The sequence below is a fragment of the Reichenbachiella sp. MSK19-1 genome (assembly GCF_003590315.1).
Classification (GTDB): Bacteria; Bacteroidota; Bacteroidia; order Cytophagales; family Cyclobacteriaceae; genus Reichenbachiella; species Reichenbachiella agariperforans.
The window spans coordinates 846087-868596 of sequence record NZ_MIER01000015.1; the positions used below are offsets into that span (position 1 = coordinate 846087).

Sequence of the window (22510 nt, forward strand, 5' to 3'; positions counted from 1 at the left end):
TTCCCTTAGTTGTTTTGAAACATCCTGATATAATCCACCTTCATCGTCTGTGGGAATGTAGTAGTAGCGTCCGGACTTCCTGGCCAATTGCCACCCACTGCGATGTTCATGATGAAGAAATAATCCTTGTGAAACTCACTGAGATCGGCAGGTGTGATGTCTATCACGTTGAACTGCTTGTCATCCACGTACCAAGCGATTTTGGTTTCATCCCACACGATCGAAAAGACATGGTACTCGTCTGCAAAAATCCCTGAGGACAATTTGGTTCCTTGGCCATAACTGGCATAGTTACCATTGCTATCCCAGTGAACTGTCCCATGTGATTCATTGTCACGATTCGTACCGCCGACCATCTCCATGATATCAATTTCTCCACAAGCAGGCCATGTTACGGTCTGGTAGTTAGCACCTAGCATCCAGAGTGCAGGCCATAGTCCTTGTCCTTTGGGTAGGACTGCTCTGATGTCTACTCTGCCGTAGGTAAACTCTTGCTTCTTGGCTGTCACCAATCTAGACGAGGTATAATCTCTACCCTGAAATGATTCATTTCTCGCTGTGATGGTTAAGACACCTTCGCCAACCGTCGTGTTTTCTTGACGATAATACTGAAGTTCGTTGTTACCCCAGCCATTGCTACCTGTACCTGTTTCGTAACTCCAGTCTGCGGCATTGAGTGTATTGCCGTTAAATTCGTCATGCCAGACCAGATCCATCCCCTCATAACTCGTAGGAGTCGAATATCCATCTTCCAAATCAATAGGACCTCCTTGGTCACCTACCTGAATATTAACTTCTTTGCTTTTGCTGACATAGCGACCAGACTCTCCGTAGGCTCTGACCTCAATCTCATAGATACCAAAAGCGGAATAAGTATAAGTCAATTTGCCATCAACGCTAAACTCGAATGACTCTGGATCTTCTCCCATGTAATAATGGTACTGTGTCACATTGTCGCCAGTAGCCACGATATCTACTTGGCCAGACCCGTCTTCGGAGACGGTGACGTCTATCACTAGATTAGAAGGGTTGGAAGTATCTATCTCTCCAGATTCTTCTTCACAGGAAATTAAAAATAAGAAAGCGATCAATATCGGTATGTAGAATTTCATCATCGGATTGAAATAAGAAATGAAGCAGTGTACACGGTCGTGTACACTGCTGAGTATTATGAAAAGGTTCTTATTCGAATTTCAAATTCCTCACATAGAATGTACCTGCTACACTATGTCCCGCACCACCTATGTTGATGTAGAACATATCAAGATCCGTACGATCTTTGGGAGAAGTCCCCTCTGCTGGAGCAGTAGTTGGCGTATCAATCTGATAGGTCAAAGTAACCCAAGTGTCAAGTTCCAATTCATCTGAAGTATACTTGTAAATCGCATTCCACCATTCTTGAGTAGCACTTTGGTCCGCTATTCCTAGTTCTACAACTTTAGTTAAAGTAGTAGAGTAGTCGTTTGAGCTTGGTAAGTAGACCTCTAATGAAATGGTCGTCAAGTTATCGAACTGGATATCCTTAGCGTCAGGACTCGTCATCAACTGTGCCTCTTGATAATCTTCTGCTACACGGTCGAACTGACCTACTTTAGCTGCCGATGCGTCAGCAGGGTCATCTGCACCGACAGTAATCAACGAATTACCAGCAATAGCACCTAACTCTACAAAATCAGTCGCCGATGCAAAAGAATGTGACATGGTTGCTGGACTAATATCTGCTAAATCTTCACCAAAAACTGGTGCTTCAGTTAGTAGATCGGGCTCATCTGCAGGGTTTTCATAACTCACATAGATTGCTTTCCAATATTGACCATCATACTGAAAACCAACATGCAGTGTATCTACACCACTCTCTTCACCATCCATCAGCGTAGCAGAAAATGAAGTACTAGCTGGAGGAACTACGCCTTTAATATTGTATTCAGTAGTTCCTAACTTATATAATCCCATCCATGCTCCAGAACCAGTCAGTGTTATATTTCCTTCTGTAGAATTGTACTCATAACTATGTGTGTCAGACGACATCCAAGAGCTATAATCAACACCATCTACAGTCATGTTCGCAACAGACTCTTCGAAACAGGTCTCATTTAAATCCGCCTTATCAGAATCAGCATAATAATCAGCCTCTCCCCAAAAAGTACCATTTCCATTGTATTCAAATTGGCCATCTCTGCTGAATATGAATTCATCATCATACAAGCAATTTCTAGAACCATCGTTAACCATTGCCCACCAAGAATACCAAGTCGCTTCATCAGGGCCAATTCCTAGCGATGCACCATCTCTTAACAATTTCCAAGTTTTAGAAGTAGTACCTGCTAAAAGGGTCAGTTGAGCATCAGGATCTTTAATCGTCAGTTCCGAAGAAAATTCAGCTTCTACACCCGCATCGTTAGCAGCTGTTAAAGTCACAGTATATTTCCCACCAGCAGTGTAGGTGTATACTGGATTTTCCTCAGTAGAGGTTCCAGTCTCATCACCGAAATCCCACGTGTAAGTTGTTGCGTTTTGAGAGAAGTTGGTAAATGAAACTTCAAAGAAATCAACCTCATCTACAGCAGCCTGAAAGCTGGCAATCGGATCTTTTGCCTCTGGCTCTCCACCTTCATCAGTAGAACATCCCATCATCACAATGCCCATGATCATCATAGACATGAGTGCGTAAATTAGTCTTGTTTTTTTCATGCTTAGAAAATTTAGTTTTTAGTAATTGTTCTTGGAAAGAGATCAGAAGTCTTTCGGTTTTCCACCTCATCCATGGTTACAATTATGAGAAACTAAATCACAGCACTTCAAAATAGAGCCTGCACAATAATACATCAACGTCAAAAATAGAATACATCAAAAACTCATCAATGAGAGTCAATAATAGCTTTTGAAGCAAATAATCGACATATTTATCATGAAAGATTAATTTACATTTTCCCGACAATGAACAAAGCGACTACATCACTGCTATGCACCATCCTGTTATTCATATCCCTATTCAGCTCTTCGGCTACCGCCGATGATTACAAGGGAATCCCCTTCATCACCACCTATCTCCCCAAGCAATACAATGCGGGAATGCAAAACAACGACCTACTACAGGATCAACGGGGAGTCATCTACATCGCTAACAACTACGGGCTACTAGAGTATGATGGCAGCAGATGGCGTATCTACTCCGTCAGCAACGGCACCAAGGTCAGATCCGTGTCCTTACACGCCAATGGTAGTATATATGTAGGTGCACAAAATCAGTTTGGTTACTTCTTTCCTAACGCAGAGGGTCTCATGACCTACCACTCACTCTCAGACCTACTCCCAGACAATCAACAGCAAATAGGAGAAGTATGGAAGTGCTATGTGATCGAAAAAAACATATACTTCTGCACAGACACACACATCTACAAGTATGATGGTCGATCCGTCTCTATAGTAGCACAGGATATAGAAATCGGCTCTTCTTTTGTGATTGGCAACCAACTCTATATCTACCAAGAGAACAAAGGGCTGTACTACATCGAAAAAGACCACCAAATCATGGTCTATGGCAGTGAGAGGTTCATCAACAAACGTATCGCTGGGCTTCTGCCCCTAGCCAATGATCGGTTTTTAGTTTGCACCGAAGAAAATGGTTTGTACTACTACAACGGGAGCAAATTTGAAAAATGGAAAGTTGGCGCAAGCCGCTTGCTCACCTCGGTCTTTATTCAGACTGTCTTGTCACTATCCAACCATACCATTGCGATCGGTACGCGCAACAACGGTATATTCCTCATCAGTAATGAAGGTGAGATTCTCGCCAAACTAGACAAGGAAAGAGGTTTCAACAACAAAGCCATCTTCGGTCTCATGGAAGATGAATTCGGCAACCTGTGGGTAGGACAAAACAATGGACTAGCCAAAATCGAAATCTCCTCTCCTTTCACTTACATCAGCCAGCAATTTGATCTTGAGGGAGCTGGCTACTGCAGTTATGCCAACAAAGACGGTCTGTACTTGGGTACTAACAATGGACTTTACCTCATAAATAACAACAAAGAAACCCAGAACAATCTCAACGACTACAGCACCAGCAAGCCCATGAATGGTCAAATCTATTCTATTCGAGAACTAGAAAACAAAATCCTTCTCGGGCATGAAGATGGAGCTACCTTTTTAGATCACGGAGTGGTCAATCAGTTCTCTACCACAGAAGGTGCATGGAAATTCATCACACCACAAAACAACTCTTCCCTACTCCTCGAAGGAAATTATCTAGGAATGAAGGTCTATAGAAAAGAAAATGGACAATGGGAAAGCAATGGGCTACTCGAAGGTCTTAGGGAATCTTCACGTGTTTTTATTGAGAACGTGGACGGTTCTATCTGGATGACCCATGGATATAAAGGCGTTTTTAAAATCTATCCAGCCAAAGACTACAGCAAAATAGACTCAGTACGGTTCTACGGCGAAAAAAATGGTTTTGCTACCAACCGGCTGATCAATGTCTTCAGCATCAACAACGAGAATATATTCTGCTCTGGAGAAGGAATCTATCGCTATGACAAAGAAGGTGACAAATTCGTCCTACACGAGAAGTTCACAGACATCTTTGGATCTAAAATTCATATCCGTGAAATGCAAGAGGACGCCAATGGCAATATATATTTCATCGCCTCAAATTTTTCAGGCCTCTTGACCAAAGACAAATTCAATGACTACAGCCTTGATACCAAGATTTTCAACAAGATTCATAGCAAACTGAATGATGATTTGGAAGACATATCTGTATTGGACTTTGGCAATGTACTATTTGGTGCGCACGAAGGGTTCATTCATTTCGATCCCCAAAAACAATCCGTCCTACTAAATCCCATCAAAGTACTGATCCGACGTGTTTTATCTACCAATGATGACTTGATCCTCTTCGACGGTAGCTTCCAGACGAAAGGTGAGGTAGTCTCCAGTCAACCAGCCTCTGTACTGCCCGAGTACAGTTACAGTGAGAATTCCGTGCTTTTTCAATTTAGCTCCAACTTTGTAGACGAAGACATGAAAACTGAGTATAGCTACTATCTCAAAGGGTACGAGGACAACTGGTCTGCATGGACTATAAACACAGAAAAGGAATACACCAATCTCCGTGAGGGGGAATACGAGTTCACCGTCAAAGCCAAAAACATCTATGACATAGAAAGTGAAATCGCCAGCTACCACTTTAGTATCAACCCACCTTGGTACCGCACCAAAATCGCCTACTTCTTATATTTTGTGCTATTCGTCGGGAGTATCAGTACTGTCGTGATTTCGCAAAATGTAGTACACACCAAAGAGAAGAAAGTGATGAAACTGACTCAAAAGAGAGAATTGATCCGAAAAGACAATGAAATCGTAGAGCTATCCGAAAAGTCTAAAGCAGAAATCATGAAGCTTCAAAACGAGAACTTAGAATTGGAAATCAACACCAAGAACAAAGAACTCGCCAGCTCTACCATGAACCTGATTGATAAAAACCAGCTTTTGACAGGTCTCAAAAATGACATCAAGCACATCCTGGATCAAGACAAGAAAAACAGCAATACCCGTTCGCTCAAAGAAATGCTCAAAAAGATTGACCGCAGTATCACACACGATGACGAATGGGAGCACTTCCAACAGTACTTTGATCAGGTACATGGGGACTTTACGACTAGACTCAGACAAGCCTATGCCAACCTGTCTCCTCAGGAGGTCAAACTATCCAACTATCTAAGAATGAGTCTATCTACCAAAGAGATTGCTCAGTTGATGAATATCACTACACGAGGAGTAGAAATAGCACGCTACAGACTTAGAAAAAAACTAAACCTTGATAGAGAAGTGAATCTTTCAGAGTTCATAGGCAGATTTTAAATCCGTAGATCAAGAAAACTAGCTCTCTAATTCAAGATGTATAATCAGTGCTATCAACCAACAGGTCTGATGTAATCATTTTTTTATCCCTACTGTACACCGAAAACACTTATACAGCTCAAAAACACTCATTTAAGTCCAATTGTAGTGTTTTTGAAGTAGCGCACACAAGAGCTTTGATGTATTAATGTAGGGTCGAATAATTTCGGTTTCAAGTTATAGAAACTGATTATTGTATCAAGATGCAAGCGTTCAAAACAGCTTTGTCGCTAGCACTCATTACGAAATGACTTGATTATGAACAATAGTAAACAGACCAATCCGTCCGTGACGCTGCATGAGGCGTCCTCTCAATACCAATCGAACACACACAAGATAAAATGGCTAGCCAAAACCATTGTGACGCTCACCGTTAGTCTATTCCTATTCTCGTGTGGATCCAAACAAGTAGAAAACAACGAAGAAGAAGTTTTCGTCTCAGAGCTATTAGGCAAAATGACCCTAGAAGAAAAAATAGGTCAGCTCCACCAGATCACCAGTCAATGGAATATGACAGGACCTGCTCCAGAGTACGCCCAAGGACATGAAGAAAGACTCAAGTCTGGGCTCGTCGGTTCTATGCTCAATGTCATTGGAGCAGAAGCTACGCTCAATGCACAAAAATTAGTCGTTGAAAACAGCAGACTAGGCATTCCGCTCATATTTGGGTATGATGTCATCCATGGCTACCGCACAATGTTTCCCGTTCCACTCGGTGAAGCTGCCTCATGGGACCCTGAGGTCGTCAAACTGTCCGCATCAATTGCCGCTTTAGAATCTGCGGCAGCAGGTCTTCACTGGACTTTTGCACCGATGATGGATGTAGGTAGAGATGCCCGATGGGGCCGTGTCATGGAAGGCGCAGGTGAAGACCCCTATCTTGCCAGTATCCTGTCAGCAGCCAGAGTACGTGGCTTTCAAGGAGAGAATCTAGCAGACCAAAAAACGATTGCAGCCTGTGCCAAGCACTTTGCAGGCTATGCTTTTGCCGAATCAGGCAAAGACTACAACAACGTAGACATCAGCAACGCTACACTACACAACGTCATCCTACCCCCGTTCAAAGCCAGTACCGCAGCAGGTGCAGCGACCTATATGAACTCCTTCAATACCATCCAAGGCCTCCCCGCCTCTGCCAACGAGTACATCCAGCGACAATTGCTCAAAGGTGACTGGGGATTTGATGGCTTTGTCGTCTCTGACTGGAACAGCATCGGAGAGATGGTCGCTCACGGTGCGGCACGCGATCTCAAAGAAGCCGCCAACATGGCGATCAATGCAGGTTCGGACATGGACATGGAGGGCAATGCCTACACCAACTTCCTCGCAGAACTGGTGGAAGAAGGCAAAGTAGATATCAAGATCATCGATGATGCGGTCAAACGTGTCTTGACTGTCAAATACCGTCTTGGGCTCTTCGAAGATCCATACAAGTACTCCAACAAAGAATGGGAGAAAAACACACTATACAGTCTCGGCAATAAATCTGCCGCACGAAAAGTTGCCAGAGAGTCTATCGTCTTGTTAAAAAATGAGGAGAATAAACTCCCGATCAGCAAATCAATCAAATCCATAGCAGTCGTAGGCCCACTAGCAGATGACAAAGATGCTCCATTAGGCAACTGGAGAGCCGATGCAGTCGCCAACTCGGCAGTATCTGTACTAGAAGGCATCAAAGCCAGAGCTGGAAAAGACGTAACGATCAATTATGCCAAAGGCTGTGATCTCGTCACCAGCGAAAGAAATTTTGCAGGTGAAATCAAATTCAATACGACAGATCGTACTGGATTCGCAGCAGCAGTGGCTGCCGCCAAAAAATCCGAAATTGTATTGTTAGCCATTGGTGAGGATTGTTTCCAATCCGGCGAAGGCAGAAGCCAAGCAGACATCAGGCTCAAAGGCCTACAAATGGAACTGTTCGACGCGATTTATGCCGTGAACCCAAACATTGTCATCGTACTGATGAACGGGAGACCGGTAGCGATCCCAGAGCTAGACGCCAAAGCGCCAGCAATCCTAGAAACATGGTTCTTGGGCTCAGAGGCGGGTCATGCCATAGCAGATGTCGTATTTGGTGATCACAACCCATCTGGCAAGCTTCCTATGACTTTCCCTAGGAGCAACGGACAAATCCCTATCTACTACAACGCCATGAACACTGGCAGACCTGGTCCTAAGAACGAGGTATTCTGGTCACACTACACTGACCAAAGCAATGCACCTTTATACCCCTTTGGATATGGACTTAGCTATACTGATTTCAAATATGACAACCTAGCTGTAGATAGTAGTGACCCAAGCGCAATTCAAGTTTCGGTGACACTACAGAACACAGGAGCAGTTACCGGTACAGAAGTCGCACAGCTTTATATCCGAGATCAATTTGCCAGTCTGGTGAGACCCATCAAAGAACTAAAAGGCTTTCAGAAGGTGACTTTAAAATCAGGAGAATCCAAAGACCTGACCTTCACTCTCACTGAAAAAGAATTGGGTTTCTATGACAATGAAGGCAGTTACAAAGTAGAAGACGGCATGTTTGACGTGATGGTCGGTACCAATTCTACGGACTTACTCACAGAGACGTTCCTATTGACAGCAGAAGCTGTTCAGTAAACAAATTTACTCTTAGTTTAGACCGTTATTCCTTGGCATGTGGCACACTGGCTAATACATAGTCTGTGTGCCACATTATATCAGGTTATATAATGATGAAATTGCTTCTTTAGCCCCCCAAACGATACAAGCATGAAAAACACGATACGGATTATTCCCCTATTAATTGCACTCTCACTGCTACTCTCGCGGTGCAAAGAAGAAAGCAATGCACAACTCAAAGGACAAGTCATGAATGCCTACACCGGCGCACCATTGTCAGGCGTACAAGTTCTACTGATAGAAACGGGCACATCTGTCACGACGAATGAAAATGGGAGTTTCAAATTCGCAGAAATGGACATTACCACTCTAGTTGAGGCACAGGTGGGACTAAAGTTGACCCTAGCAGACTATCGACCGCTAGAAATCAACGCTACCATAGACACCAACAATACCATCCAACTATCTCCAGTTGACATCCCCGTCTACTACTACAATCAGCCCGTACAGCTGAGCGATGGCATCACTACAGGTACCGTTCAGGATCAGAATATGGATCAGCAGCTCATTCAAAACCTGATGGACAGACTGGTCAGAGATGAATACAAAGAGATTCACAGTCTCCTAATCTACAAAGATAACATGCTGGTAGTCGAGGAGTATTACTATGGCAACAATGACACCATCGACTTTGAAAACGGTGTGACGGTCGATCATCAACCTGCCCCTATCCAGTGGTCTCGTGAAGACAAGCACTATGTAGCCTCTGCCAACAAAGCCCTCACGGGTACGATCGCAGGAATGGTTTTGGCAGAAAAAGGAATCAGCACAGATGAAGCTATTTCGCAGTATCTACCCGACTATGCGTCTTATTTCACGGACCCCAACAAAGCGAAAGTCACCCTACACCACTGCCTCAACATGACGGCAGGTTTCCAATGGAATGAGTGGACTGGCAATGATCTCAAAGACCTCTGGAAGTCACAGGACTTTGCCGAATTTGTCCTATCCAGAAACAATATGTCGCCTAACTCAGAGTGGCGATACAACAGTGCCCTGCCTAACCTCATCCTCAAAGCGCTAAGCAACATCGTCGATCAGGACATTAGAGACTGGGCGGACGACAACTTCTACCAAGCACTCGGTATCACTGATTACCAATGGCAGTCACAGCCTGACGGTACGCCTGAAGGATCCGCACGCATGTACCTCAGACCGCGAGATATGTTAAAAATCGGCATCACCCTACTCAATAACGGACAATGGAACGGCCAACAAGTTATACCCCAAGCATGGGTCGCTCAATGCCTAGAAGTACAAGAAAACACCGACTCGGGCGAGTATAGTCATGGATTCTGGTTAAGATCACTGGATGGGATCAACTACCTATCTGCAGAGGGAGATGGGGGCAATTTCATCAATGTGTTTCCTCAGCAAAACATGGTCGTCGTGATGACCCAAGGCAACTACCTCAAGTGGCCTATCTACATCGACCAGATGGACGACATGTTAGAGAACTACATTTTCCCAGCGTTGTAATACGTTTTGCTGTTCCGAATACATGCTAAATCGTAACCCTGACTCAAGATATAGCATGTGTACAGAACAAAAAAGAAATGGTTGGATACCAAAGTCCTTGAGCTTGCGCAAGCAGGGAGTTGCAGTAAGTGTAACACATGATCCAGCTTGCACAAGCAAAAGGGCATGCTTGCCCAAGTTGAACCCTTTGCTTGCGCAAGCTTCAGTAATGATCAATAGATCCAGTTTATAAAAGAAAAACCTAGCCGGTTTATACATAGCCTAGATTCGTGCATCACGAACCTAGGCTCTTGAATTTCTCTATCTAGATCAGCATACTGCTATGCTAATGATCCTGTGCGGCACCTGCTCCGCGTGGGTAACGAATGCTCTCGACCATCTCTTGCACTTCCTCAGGTGGCGCTGGAGACATACGAGATATCACCAGTGACACCACGAGATTCACCACCATGGCGACTGAACCAAAACCCTCAGGAGATATCCCAAACCACCAATCCTCAGGCATACCACCTCCAAAACCTTGCAGTTTGTATTTGACCATATAAAACAGCATCAGCAACGTACCGATTATCATCCCAGCGATAGCACCTTCCTTGTTCATACGCTTGTCAAAGATCCCCATCACGATCGCAGGAAAAAACGACGCAGCTGCCAGACCAAAAGCCAGTGCCACCGTCGCAGCAACGAACCCTGGAGGATTAATCCCAAAGTAGCCCGCTACTACCACAGCTACTGCTGCGCCAGCACGTGCCCACATCAACTCCTCCTTGTCCGAGATGTTAGGCTTGAGTTGCTTCTTGATCAGGTCATGCGAGACACTCGTAGAGATCACCAACAACAAACCTGCTGCTGTAGAAAGCGCTGCTGCCAGTCCACCTGCTGCAACTAATGCGATCACCCAGTTGGGCAACTGTGCGATTTCGGGATTGGCCAAAACCATAATATCTCTGTCGATAGTCAATTCGTTGACCGCAGGGTCAGCGACATACTGGATCAATCCATCCTTGTTTTTATCCTCATAGGCTATCAACCCCGTTGACTCCCAGTTGCTAAACCACTCCGGTACATCGGAGTAGCTCTTCTCAGAGACCGTCGTAATCAAGTTGGTACGCGCGAAAGCAGATATAGCCGGAGCAGTCGTGTACAGTATCGCAATGAAGAGCAATGCCCAGCCCGCTGAGATACGTGCGTCTTTGACTCGTGGCACAGTGAAGAATCGCACGATCACGTGAGGCAATCCTGCCGTCCCCATCATCAGTGCTAGCGTGATCGCAGCGACATCCCATCTACCTTTTGCTCCCGTAGTATATTCTTGAAAACCAAGCTCAACATGCAGCTGGTCAAGCTTATCTAGTAAAAACATCCCAGACCCATCCTCTATCGTACCACCGAATCCCATCTGCGGGATGATGTTTCCAGTCAACTGGATGGAAATAAAAATAGCAGGCACCATGAATGCAAAGATCAAAACACAGTACTGTGCTACCTGTGTGTAAGTAATCCCTTTCATCCCACCGAGTACCGCATAGAAAAACACCAAGCCCATCCCGATGAATACGCCTGTATTGATCGGCACTTCGAGGAATCTGGCAAACACCACGCCGACTCCACGCATCTGCCCTGCCACGTAGGTGAACGACACGATGATCGCACAGATGACAGCCACCGTCCTGGCAACATTAGAGTAGTACCGATCTCCGATAAAGTCCGGCACGGTAAACTTGCCGAATTTGCGCAGGTAGGGAGCCAACAGCAGTGCCAATAGCACATAACCACCCGTCCAGCCCATCAAGTAGACCGCTCCGTCATAGCCCATGAACGAGATCAGTCCCGCCATGGAAATAAAAGATGCCGCTGACATCCAGTCCGCTGCAGTGGCTAGTCCGTTGGTCAAAGGATGCACCCCGCCACCTGCCACATAAAATTCTTTGGTAGACCCAGCCCTGCACCAGATCGCGATCCCGATATAGAGTGCAAAGGTTGCCCCTACGATAATAAATGTCCAAGATTGAATATCCATAGCGATTAGTTTTCGTCTAGGTTAGAAGTTTTGTCTAGGCGGTTCATCAACCACACATAAGTGAATATGAGAACCACAAATACGTATATCGACCCCTGCTGTGCAAACCAAAAACCGAGTTTGAACCCTCCGAGCCGAATCGTATTGAGCTCATCTACCCAGATAATCCCAAAACCAAATGAAACTAAAAACCATATCACAAGTAATATGACTAGATACCGGAGATTAGTCTTCCAGTAGCGCTTGTGTCCTTCATTGTCTTTCATAATCATGTCTAAATTTTCGAACTCCATCATGCTGAGTTCAATCCACAATATATAAAATGAATCAGGTTTTGTCAGTCGACAAAACCAAGGATCGAAACATTTAGATGCATAAATGATCGATTTACCCCCTATAAAAAATGAGTCCTCATCGGTTCTAATCGATGAGGACTCATTTTCATTTTCCTGATGAAGAGTTTTTGACGGTACTCTCTCAGTCCCTGAAATACAAAACTTGATTATTTATTTCGATCAATTTTATTTTCTTCTATCACTTGACCTTTCTCATCCACGTCGATGACCTCATACCCCAGTGCTTCGAGTTTCGATCGATTAGTGGCTGCATCGCCCACTACTACGATGTAGAACTTATCCTCCGCCAAGTACTTCTTCGCCAGCTTATCCAAGTCCTTTTTACCGACTGTTGCGATGATCTCGTTTTGTTGATCTACAAAATCCTCTGATAGGTTGAAATGATTGATCCTTCGAAGAAAGCTCGCTTTTTGACGTGGTGTTTCATACTTACGTGCATCACGCTGGCCAACGGCCTTTTTCATAAACGCTAGTTCTTCATCCGTGATTCCATCTTCACGATACCCTGTAATCTCTCTCATGAACTCAAAGACCGCACTATCCGTGACGTCCGCTTTTACCCCTGCCAGTGCAGTATATGGACCTGGCTCATCCTCACTATGGAAATACGTTCTAGCTCCATAAGTCCAACCTTTGTCCTCTCTCAGGTTCAGATTGATGCGGCTGTTGAATGCTCCACCGAGCGGAAAATTCATTAGGTACGCTTTATAATAATCCCCTGTCGCATCATAAGCCATGTCCGTGACATACCCGATACGAATCTCAGACTGGGGTGCATCCTTTTTGTCCACTAGATAGATGGCAGTATTCGCAGATGCTTTGGCTGCTGGCAACTCTGGCAACTTCACTTCTTTGGCCTTCCATGATTTCAAAAAGCCCAACTGACTCTTGATTTCCTTTTCGGTCACATCTCCTACTACAACCAGTTCAGAGATAGACGGTGAGTAATATTTCTCATAAAATGACTTTACATCCTCTACCGTGATCGCCTCTACAGTCTCTTCTATCCCTTCTCTAGGGACAGAAAAAATATGTTCATCTCCATAGAGTAATCGGTCATACACCAAATCAGCAATACTAGACGGGTCCTTCAGAGAAGACTTAATTCCCTCCAATTGTTGATTCTTTAGTCTATCAAAATCCTCCTGCGTAAAGGCTGGACGCTTCAAAATCTCATCTGCCAGTTCGAGGGTTTTAGTCAAATTCTTTTTGAGGGTATTGATCGTCATGGTCGTCATGGTCGTGCTACTAGAGACGTTGATTTCACTACCGATCTTCCTCAACTCTTCCTGAATCTCTTCCGAGCTATAATTCTCCGTAGATTCGTTCATCATCGCAGCAGTTAGACTCGCCAGACCAGACTTAGTAGGCGCATAGGCGTCCATTTTGTGTCCGCCGTTGATCGTGAGCTGTAGCGTCACGGTCGGGATTTCATTAGATTCTGCACCGATGACCTTGATTCCGTTGGCCATTTTATCTTTCCAGAAATCAGGCACCTTGATCGTAGGGTTAGGTCCTAGCGGCGGTCTCACGTTTCTATCAAAATTATCAGGAGCAGGTTTATTGTAAGCCACCCTATCATAGTCTGTCGTAGGAAAAGGACTATCTCCTTCCATCTGTGGGACATAGTTGTCAGGCTTGGCCTTAGCCGTATTTTCATCTGGGATTACGCTCTGAATCACGCCTGGTTTCCCTTTGATGTACTGATTAAATACACGCATTACGTCTTCTTTCGTCAGGCTATTGTACCTATCTAAGTCCTCTTTGATATAGTTGGGATTACCCGTAAAAGTCTCGTAGCTCGCTAGCTGACTTACTTTTCCGCTAACACTCGCCAAACCATTGATCATATCGGCCTCACGATTGGCTTTAAACTTGGTGATATCATCATCTGTCACCCCATTTTCGGCAAACTCTTCTAAGATGGTACGCATCTCGCCTTCAAAATCAGACAAAGTCTGCCCCGGAAATGGCAATACAAACATGGTAAACTCACCTGCCAACTCACTGCATGGATGAAAAGTAGATGCCTGAATGGCCTTTTGTGTCATCACAAACTTCTTGTAAAAATATGAACTCTTGCCCGTACCCAATATCTCCGCCAGACAATCCAGCGGCGCTTCATCTGGATGGCGAGTAGGAACAGTAGGAAAGGTGAACATCAACGCTGGGAACCGAATATTGCTATCCACATACGATACATAGCGGTCTTGATCCAGCGTAGGCATCGCTAGCTTCATATCTGTCACCTCTGGACCTCTAGGGATCACCCCAAAATACTTTTCAACCTTGGCGATCACGTCTTTGGTCTTGACATCTCCACCGACAGTCAGTGTCGCATTGTTAGGTCCATACCAGCGCATGAAAAACTTTTTGAGATCAGTCACATCGACTCGATCCAAATCCTCTAGTCGACCGATCGTCAACCAAGAATAAGGGTGACCATACGGATAAAGTGCAGCTGCGTTGATTTCTCTCCACCTGCCATAGGGACGGTTATCATAGTTCTGGCCTTTTTCATTCTTCACAGTAGCACGTTGTACTTCAAACTTCTCTTGGGTCACTGCATCAAGGAAAAACCCCATGCGATCGGCTTCTAACCACAGCATGGTCTCTAGCTGGTTACTAGGTACGGTTTCGAAATAGTTCGTACGATCGCGGTTGGTCGTCCCGTTCATGGTACCACCTGCTTCGGTCACGATTTTGATGTGCTCTTCGTCTGCCACATGATCCGATCCTTGGAACATCATGTGCTCAAAAAAGTGAGCAAAGCCAGACTTGTTCAACTCCTCTCGTGCTGAGCCGACATGGTAGGTCACATCGACATGTACGAGCGGGTCGGAATGATCCTCATGGATGATCAGTGTCAGGCCGTTGGCCAATTCATATTTTTCATAAGGGATAATGACTTCATCGCCTTTTTTGGTGACTTTTTCGATCAGCTTGGTTTGTGAAAACGCCACTGATGACACCAGGAGAGATAATCCTAATAGTAGATATTTCATTTTGGAATTGTTAATTGAATTAAATTATGGAATGCCCATAGGTTGATTGTATTGTAATATGTAGAAATCATCAGAGATAATAAAGTCCTCAACAGACAATACCGCTACCTACGATCTTCAGTTCGTCAATTAGTGTCACTAACTGGTCAGTTTATTACAAACTACTCAAAATTTCTATCCCAATTACAACCATGTTAGGGAGTACCGTGTCTTTGATAAACACTATTTACAATTCAAATAGTCATGTATAATATTTAAATGTAACTATATCATGAATAAACTCAACCCACTACTTTCTCTACTATTGTTAATTAATCTATGCATTTTATCAGGATGCGGTAGCGACGATGATGGAAGTACCTCATTAAATGCTCCAGATCAAACACTCACTGTACAAGAAGATATTGAATCAGGTGATCTAATTGGTGAAATCCAAGTCGACCATGCGCAAACCTCTTCGTTAAGTTTTAATATTTTATCTGGAAACGATGCAGGGATCTTTGACATGTCAAATGATGGCAAGATTTCATTGGCTGATGGTATATCTCTAGACTATGAAGAAACCGATAGTTATGAACTAACTGTTGAGATTTCAGATGATGTATCTTCCGATGAGACAATCGTCACAATCAATGTCTCAGATGTGGACGAAACAGGCATCTTAATCCTCAATGGAATCACATACGAATTTGGCGATGAAGGTATTCTTCTGGACGAAGGTGCATCTGACCCTTTCGATAATGGCAACAATACTCACTTTGTTTACAACTTCAGTTTCGCAGAAGGAGACCTAACCCAAGATGAAGAAAACGAAGAGGACTTTGAATTTACAAACATCACTCTGCTTTTTGCAACAGAACTCTACTCTCCAGGAACTGAATCTTTTAACTTGGGCACATTCGAACACGCTCCAGGAGACGCCACGGCAGAAGAACTTGACGGTAAATACTTCTTTAGAGAACTAGCATTTGCTATTGATGGAAATAACAATGGAACGACCTTAACCAACGAGGATGACGTAGAGAAAGACGTCATATATCTAGCAACGTCTGGTACCGTGGAGGTAAGTTCTACCGAAGGCAGTGCGTATAAATTAGTGTTTGACATTACTATTTCACAGATAGATTTCGATCCAGAGCTAAACTGGTTATATGAAAATGATATAGTCCCCAATACAGAAAGGCATATGAGGTTTACTTATGATGCCCCTTTTAAAGTCGTCAGCGGCGACACCTCAGAAGAAGTAGAAGATGATGGCCTCAATTAATAGCTAAGTACAGAACCCCTAATAAACAAAGAAGTGGTTACCGTATAGTAGCCACTTCTTTGTTTATTAGGAGGGTAGAATCCATACTTCCATATACGATTCTCTGTATCTTTTATCTCTTTTTCTTCTTAGTAACTTCCTCTTGAGCCAAAGCCCCTTTGCCCGTGGCAGCCCAAAAGATACCACCATAAATATGCTCTTGGAAAATCGCATCACTGTATGTCCCTGGCAGATGTCCTAGTGCCGTGTAGAATGCTCGTCCACCATCGTGCGTATGATACCAAGACATGGGGTGATAGCCGTCCATGCCTTTGGCGACTCTACCTTCTCCCCATTGGGCTTTGTAATCATAGGTAGACTCATCCACTGTCAGCAGGTACTGCAGGTTGTCTGCCTTCTCTTCCAAAAACTCATAATACTCATCCGTCCACCAGCGTGTATCAGGCATGAGTTGCATCCCTGGGAAGTTACGGTCTTCTACTTTGAGCAGTGCCGTCTGGTTGTGCGGATGGATGTGAAACATACGTCCCACCAACTGGGTATACCATGGCCAATCGTACTCGGTATCTGAAGCAGAATGAATCCCTACATACCCCTTACCTGACTGTATGAATCGCTCGAAAACTGCCTGCTGCTCTTCGTTAAGTACATCCCCAGTGGTATTGAGAAATATCACCACACTATATTGCGCCAGTCTCTTATCGGTAAAAAACAACCCTGCATTTTCGGACCAATCAAGTTGAAAATCGTTTCGCTCAGCAATCTCACGTATCGCTGTGACCCCTTCGTGGATCGAGCCATGGTGCCAGCCATCCGTTTTGGTAAACAACAGTGCCTTGAATTGTTGTGCTTGTGCATAAAAGGTAGTCATCACAAGTGCGAGGACGACCATTGAAATCTTATTCATCATCATGTTAGTCTTTTTATAAATCTTACTAAAACGAAAATTAACAAGAATAATTGAGTTCGTGCTTTTAATCTCCTCCATTATCCATTTAAACCACACTAAGCTTATTGTTTATATAAGACCTCTTTTATAAACATACCATCCCAAAAGCAACAGCAAACCGCCTAATACAACACTCAACCAGATCCAGGCCATAGAAGTAGCAGGAGCTATTTGGTCCGGTGCACCGAGGTAAATAAAGGATGCCCAATAGTAAGGAGACTTTTTCTCTTGGCTCAGTTTGGTATCATCGAGGTAGTTGATTTTGGCCTGACGGATCGCTTGATAGGGATATGCATTGTTGTGGTAGTGTTGGTAAAACCTCTCCATGAGCTCTGCAGTGGCTTGATCATTGACTCGCCAGAGAGAGAGTAGTACGTTCTTGACCCCTACTTGCACGAAAGCAGTCGCCAGACTCTGAGGACTTGCTCCCTGATAGAGCAGTCCCAAACCCGTCTCACAGGCACCTAGTACCATGAGCGAAGCGGACAATTCCATACTGCCAATCTCTGGAAAATAAAGCGTAGAATCGATAAACTGGATCGCAGGCGGATCATGCAGATAGCCCCCAGAAGCATGGGTCGATAGATGAATGATTCCATAGTTTTTAGCCTCCTCCATAAATCGTCGTTTGGTCGCTTTTTCCTTACTATAGTACTGCCCCTTGATTTGTCCCCTAATTGCGGACGCTTCTTGCGCACTGTACTGCAGATGAAGATTCGTGCCAGCAAATTCAGGAAAGAACCCCAATAGCTTATGATCTCCCGATGTACTAGTCCGTTGCTGCAGATAAAGTTGGGCAGAATAGTGATGAAGCAAAGTCGTTTGGCGAAGCAACCAGGGCCAATAGGCATAGTTCATCCCGACTGCTGTCTCGGTCAGCAAAGCATCAAACGGTACAAAATTAAGTAAGCCGTCCGCTACCACCATCAGCTGCGAAGGAGTTGTATCTCCGAGCAATTGACTACCTAACCGTTCCGCTACATGAGCGTACTCCGTAGGTCGTTCATTGATGTGTTCGGGGCTAGAAAAGAAATGCAACAAAGACTTACTGTCTTCTTTGAGTTGGTACACAGCGGTATCACGGTGCATCGTGACCGAATGAGGTGTCACTTCGAATCGATAATAAGCCTGCTTACCTACAAAATATGCCCAGAGTTGAAGTCTCTCCCGATCCAACCGCTTTTGCAAACTGTCAAAATCGAGTAATGAACGCATAGGAACATCCTGAGAGGACCCAGACGTACTAGCCTCAAGCCGGATATGGTTTTGCTGATCGATGAGTTGCTGTATCTCTTCTAGTCTCGCTCCAGACCCCTTGGCACGAGCTTGTGCCAACTCCCCTTCGATTTTAGCCTGTCGCCGCACCCATTTTCTTCGCGACGAATCAGCATCATAACTAGCAATCTGCTGCCGTAGTTCTACAGCTTTGGTACGCTCAGCTACTTGCAGTGCCAGTGCTGCCAGTTGGGTCTGAGGGACTACCTGATATTGCTGATAGAGTAGATACAAGATTTTTTCTGTCCGTTGTCTTCTTTCTCCTTGCTGTAGGAGAATGGACTTTCCATAATTGTAATGCTGCGCTAACTGATCTTCCACCCTAGCACTTTTGTGGTAGTACCCCATAGCCAATTTGAATTGTCCGAGACGCACCAAAACATCAGCCATACCATCCATAGCTGCCTTAAGTGTATTTTCTGCATAGAGCAAAGAATCATGAGGTAAACCACTATTCCACTCTGGGATCAACTGATGCAACGCCTTTTCGAAGCTCTCTTTGCTCGGAACCCATCGTCTCGTACTCATGAGCAACTGCCCCAGTTGGACATGCAGTTTGGCCAGTCGTCGTGGTTCTATCTCTTGTAGTTCTTTACAGCGCGCTAAGGCTTTTTGTGTCGCAGCGATGGCACTGACCGTATCTTCTAACTGTAGATACAGAGAAGCCTGATTAGACCAATGATCAGCCTGTAGCAGATCAGACACACTATTTTGCTCGAAAAGGGTTTGCGTTTGCGCACTGATTTGCTGAGCCAATTCTAGTTGTTGATCTAGCAGATAGGCATGAGATAGATTGACAAGAGTTCTGACCTTTTGATCCACTTGCTCTGGAGCGATCAAAAACTCCGCTTGCCGCAGTAGATCAATGGCATTCGTCACTCGACCCGTCGATTTATACACGATCGACAGGTTGATCAAAGCAGTGATTTGTTGCTCTCGGCTTTTGTTTTTTTGTGCTTTTTGGAGATAAAGCTGAATGATACTCTCTGCGCTACTGTAGTCACCAATCATACTGTAGGCATTGGCTAGAGGAATCAGCACATAATCAATCAAGTCATAGCTTTCGACAGGCTGACCCTTGCCTTCTATCCAAGCCTTTTCATACGCTTGGATCGCTTGCGTCACTTGCCCGTACTGCATTCGATAGTAGCCCTCATTGCTATACAGCACACAAAGCGCCAGATGCTCATCTGCTTGCGTGGCAGGTCGCCAACTGTTGTTTTCTATGGCATCAAAAATACTGAGGTTCTCTTTCGTAGGGTGTGCCAAAAACTCATCTAAGGTCGCATAGATCAAACCTTCTAGATCGTCTTGGGATCGAAAAGTATCCTGCGCCCACGTGACCTGCATCACCAAAAGACATAGGAACAGCAAGCAAAATTCCCGTATTAGAATCGCCATATCAGATACATCGACCACTGATGATTCGGCTGATTGAGCAGGTAAGAGTAACGAAAACCAGCACTAGGCCCTATCCGTGCCAACCCGAGATTGACATCCACGAATGCACCAGGAACAATTCGTTGCGCCCCCGTATCAGCACTTCCCTCATCTACCCTACTTAGATCTGGATTAGGCTCCAGTTGATCGCTTCCTTCAAATCGAATATAGTAATCATACGCACGCTCGTAATCCTCCGTCTCTTTTAGTTTCATATTGAACTGAATCCCAGCACCAAAACTTACAAAGTTGGCCAGATTGTAACGGTACGATATTGGAATCAAAGTCATCGTCAGGTAATCAAAAGAAGACTCCTCATATATATCCTCTATTTCCGTGATCGCCTGGCGATCCGTTTCTGTCTCTGTTCGGGTCTGACTCTGGCTCTCATAGCTCCCCTTGCCTAGGAGCAGTTCGGCTTGTAGATAACCTCGGTCGGGTTTATAAGGAGCTATCGTCGCTCCTGCATAGTATTGGCGACTCGCACTGAGGGAAGGAATAGCAGTATAACCCATCACCGCACCGATGGATATACCCGGTTTGAAATATGACTTGCTGTAGTTAGTCAGGATGGGCTCGTTCTTGTCAAAAATGATGGCGGTACGACTGACTGTATTCTTTTTAGGCACATCCTTTTTGAGCGCAATCTTGTATTTTACAAATCCCTTCGTCGAGTCATATTCTGATACTCCGGGTTGATTACTCCCTGGCAAATATATGTTTCGAAAGACAAATGACATTTGCTTTTCGCCCCGAATGGTATCCAAACAACTGATGGTAATAGGCATGGATCCATCAGGACAGATCGGACACGGTGGATGCATATCCAGCACCTCTAGCGTCGATTGATCCAGATGCTCAGGCACGTCTACATCCAAACGGATTTTACTGGCTGGTCCTTCGCCATTGTTCTGAAAACGAATTTTGTACTTGAGCTTTTTATTCTTGGCAAATCTATAGTTGAGTCGAGTATCCGATACAGCCATTTTGTTGGGGTCATGCGAAGTGGTGATTTCCATCTCTAGATCCTCCACTTTGTGTGCACTGCTACTTCGATCTGGCACATAGATGCCACGTACCTTGATGATCGCACTGGTATCCTTCAGCATGTCAGGTGTAGTCTCTAGTGTCATGAAAAAGTTACGCTGCTCATTTGGTCTCATGTCTCCAAACTCCAAGATAAGCCTGTCGCGAAACGTATGCTCTGATTCATCTAAAGTCTGAATCAAGGGTGGATGCTCAGTAGAGTCCCCTCCACCATCGGCATAGAGCCCCGCAGGACTCCCCATCCCTACCCATAACTTATCGGTTTGAAAATCCGATGAATTGAACAGTGCTGACAGCATCGGTGATTCGATGGTACGCTCTCCGTGATGTGTGCGTACATCGACCATTTTGAAGTTGTCTGCTCTAAATTTGTTTTCATTGTAGTAGACATAAAGTTTGCCACTACTAATCTGCTGGCTCGTGTTTTCGTAGCGCAGCGTCACCACCATCTGTTCATTAGGTACGGGTTCTCGGTTTTTGAGCATCGCTATCCCTCCAAAACTCTCATAGACACTATCCTTGACGGGTTCATAAGAGGTTTGGTTTACGGTTACTTTTTTGGGACGGCTAGGTGGTGCTTTTCCATTGTCATAGTTGTTGGTGACCTGAAGATGAACCTCCTGCTCTCCAGGGTTTTCATAGGTATGTTCTGGCGCTTCGTCCATACTATACGACCCGTCTCCAAACTCCCAGAAATAAGTATAGAAAGGCTCTGGTGCACCGGGTATTTGAATCAAAGGTGGTGTATCTGCTGAGAGCTTGACTTTATTTTGATCTTGCTCGATCAGTATATTGGCTTCTCTAAGACTATCTGTAGCGATGGGACTTTGTGCTTGACTAGCCGTGCCATATACAACTGATAGTATCAATAAAAGGAAGGGTAAATTCTTTCGCATAGATGGGGTGGATTGTAGGTTATGTGTCTGTGATACTTATAGAACCAAACGCACTCAAAAGTACCAAAGTATAATTGATTCTTTATTAGATACAATTTTATTCTAGTTAAGAATTAACATTTAGGCTATAAGCAGCGCAGTAAAAAGCACGCACAAAAGAAGAAAGCGTGTAATCAGATTTATTATCGTGTTGCGTTTCATGATAGTAGGGTTAATG

The 22510-nt window shown here is 44.5% G+C and carries 12 protein-coding genes; 4 read left to right on the forward strand and 8 right to left on the reverse strand.

Annotated features, from left to right (window positions below):
- Positions 1–5: 5 nt before the first annotated feature.
- The gene (locus BGP76_RS11440; RefSeq protein ID WP_119844757.1) at positions 6–1115 is read right to left on the reverse strand and encodes a family 16 glycosylhydrolase; all 1110 of its coding nucleotides are present in this window, start codon (positions 1113–1115) and stop codon (positions 6–8) included.
- A 67-nt stretch (positions 1116–1182) separates the two neighbouring features.
- On the reverse strand, positions 1183–2691 hold the full coding sequence (locus tag BGP76_RS11445; RefSeq protein ID WP_119844758.1) for a PKD domain-containing protein: 1509 nt from the start codon (positions 2689–2691) through the stop codon (positions 1183–1185).
- Between the two features lie 246 nt (positions 2692–2937).
- Between BGP76_RS11445 and BGP76_RS11450 the strand changes: the two genes are divergently transcribed.
- The 3 genes from BGP76_RS11450 (at position 2938) to BGP76_RS11460 (ending at position 10038) form a co-directional block, all read left to right on the forward strand.
- A complete protein-coding gene (locus BGP76_RS11450) occupies positions 2938–5865 on the forward strand; it encodes a triple tyrosine motif-containing protein (protein WP_119844759.1) in 2928 nt (975 codons plus the stop codon).
- Positions 5866–6162: 297 nt separating this feature from the next.
- Positions 6163–8517, forward strand: coding sequence for a beta-glucosidase BglX (gene bglX / locus BGP76_RS11455; protein ID WP_119844760.1), 2355 nt, complete (start codon positions 6163–6165; stop codon positions 8515–8517).
- A gap of 132 nt (positions 8518–8649) precedes the next feature.
- Entirely contained in the window at positions 8650–10038 is a 1389-nt protein-coding gene (locus BGP76_RS11460) for a serine hydrolase (RefSeq protein ID WP_119844761.1), read from the forward strand.
- 325 nt (positions 10039–10363) lie between these two features.
- On the opposite strand, the gene BGP76_RS11465 is transcribed toward BGP76_RS11460, so the two are convergent.
- From BGP76_RS11465 to BGP76_RS11475, 3 genes are all read right to left on the reverse strand, one after another.
- A complete protein-coding gene (locus tag BGP76_RS11465; protein ID WP_119844762.1) occupies positions 10364–12058 on the reverse strand; it encodes a sodium:solute symporter family protein in 1695 nt (564 codons plus the stop codon).
- Positions 12059–12063: 5 nt separating this feature from the next.
- Entirely contained in the window at positions 12064–12324 is a 261-nt protein-coding gene (locus BGP76_RS11470; protein ID WP_170863774.1) for a DUF4212 domain-containing protein, read from the reverse strand.
- Between the two features lie 236 nt (positions 12325–12560).
- Positions 12561–15419, reverse strand: a complete 2859-nt coding sequence (locus tag BGP76_RS11475; protein WP_119844763.1) for a pitrilysin family protein — start codon at positions 15417–15419, stop codon at positions 12561–12563.
- A 271-nt stretch (positions 15420–15690) separates the two neighbouring features.
- On the opposite strand from BGP76_RS11475, the gene BGP76_RS11480 reads away from it, so the two are divergent.
- Positions 15691–16686, forward strand: a complete 996-nt coding sequence (locus BGP76_RS11480) for a cadherin repeat domain-containing protein (protein ID WP_119844764.1) — start codon at positions 15691–15693, stop codon at positions 16684–16686.
- 112 nt (positions 16687–16798) lie between these two features.
- On the opposite strand, the gene BGP76_RS11485 is transcribed toward BGP76_RS11480, so the two are convergent.
- The 3 genes from BGP76_RS11485 to BGP76_RS11495 form a co-directional block, all read right to left on the reverse strand.
- Positions 16799–17599 (reverse strand): ThuA domain-containing protein, encoded by an 801-nt coding sequence (locus BGP76_RS11485; protein WP_245816823.1) that lies wholly within the window; start codon positions 17597–17599, stop codon positions 16799–16801.
- A gap of 105 nt (positions 17600–17704) precedes the next feature.
- Positions 17705–20311, reverse strand: coding sequence for a CHAT domain-containing protein (locus BGP76_RS11490; RefSeq protein WP_147407454.1), 2607 nt, complete (start codon positions 20309–20311; stop codon positions 17705–17707).
- The gene (locus tag BGP76_RS11495; RefSeq protein ID WP_119844766.1) at positions 20299–22293 is read right to left on the reverse strand and encodes a PKD domain-containing protein; all 1995 of its coding nucleotides are present in this window, start codon (positions 22291–22293) and stop codon (positions 20299–20301) included. Before BGP76_RS11495 ends, BGP76_RS11490 begins: the two co-directional genes overlap by 13 nt.
- Positions 22294–22510: the final 217 nt, after the last annotated feature.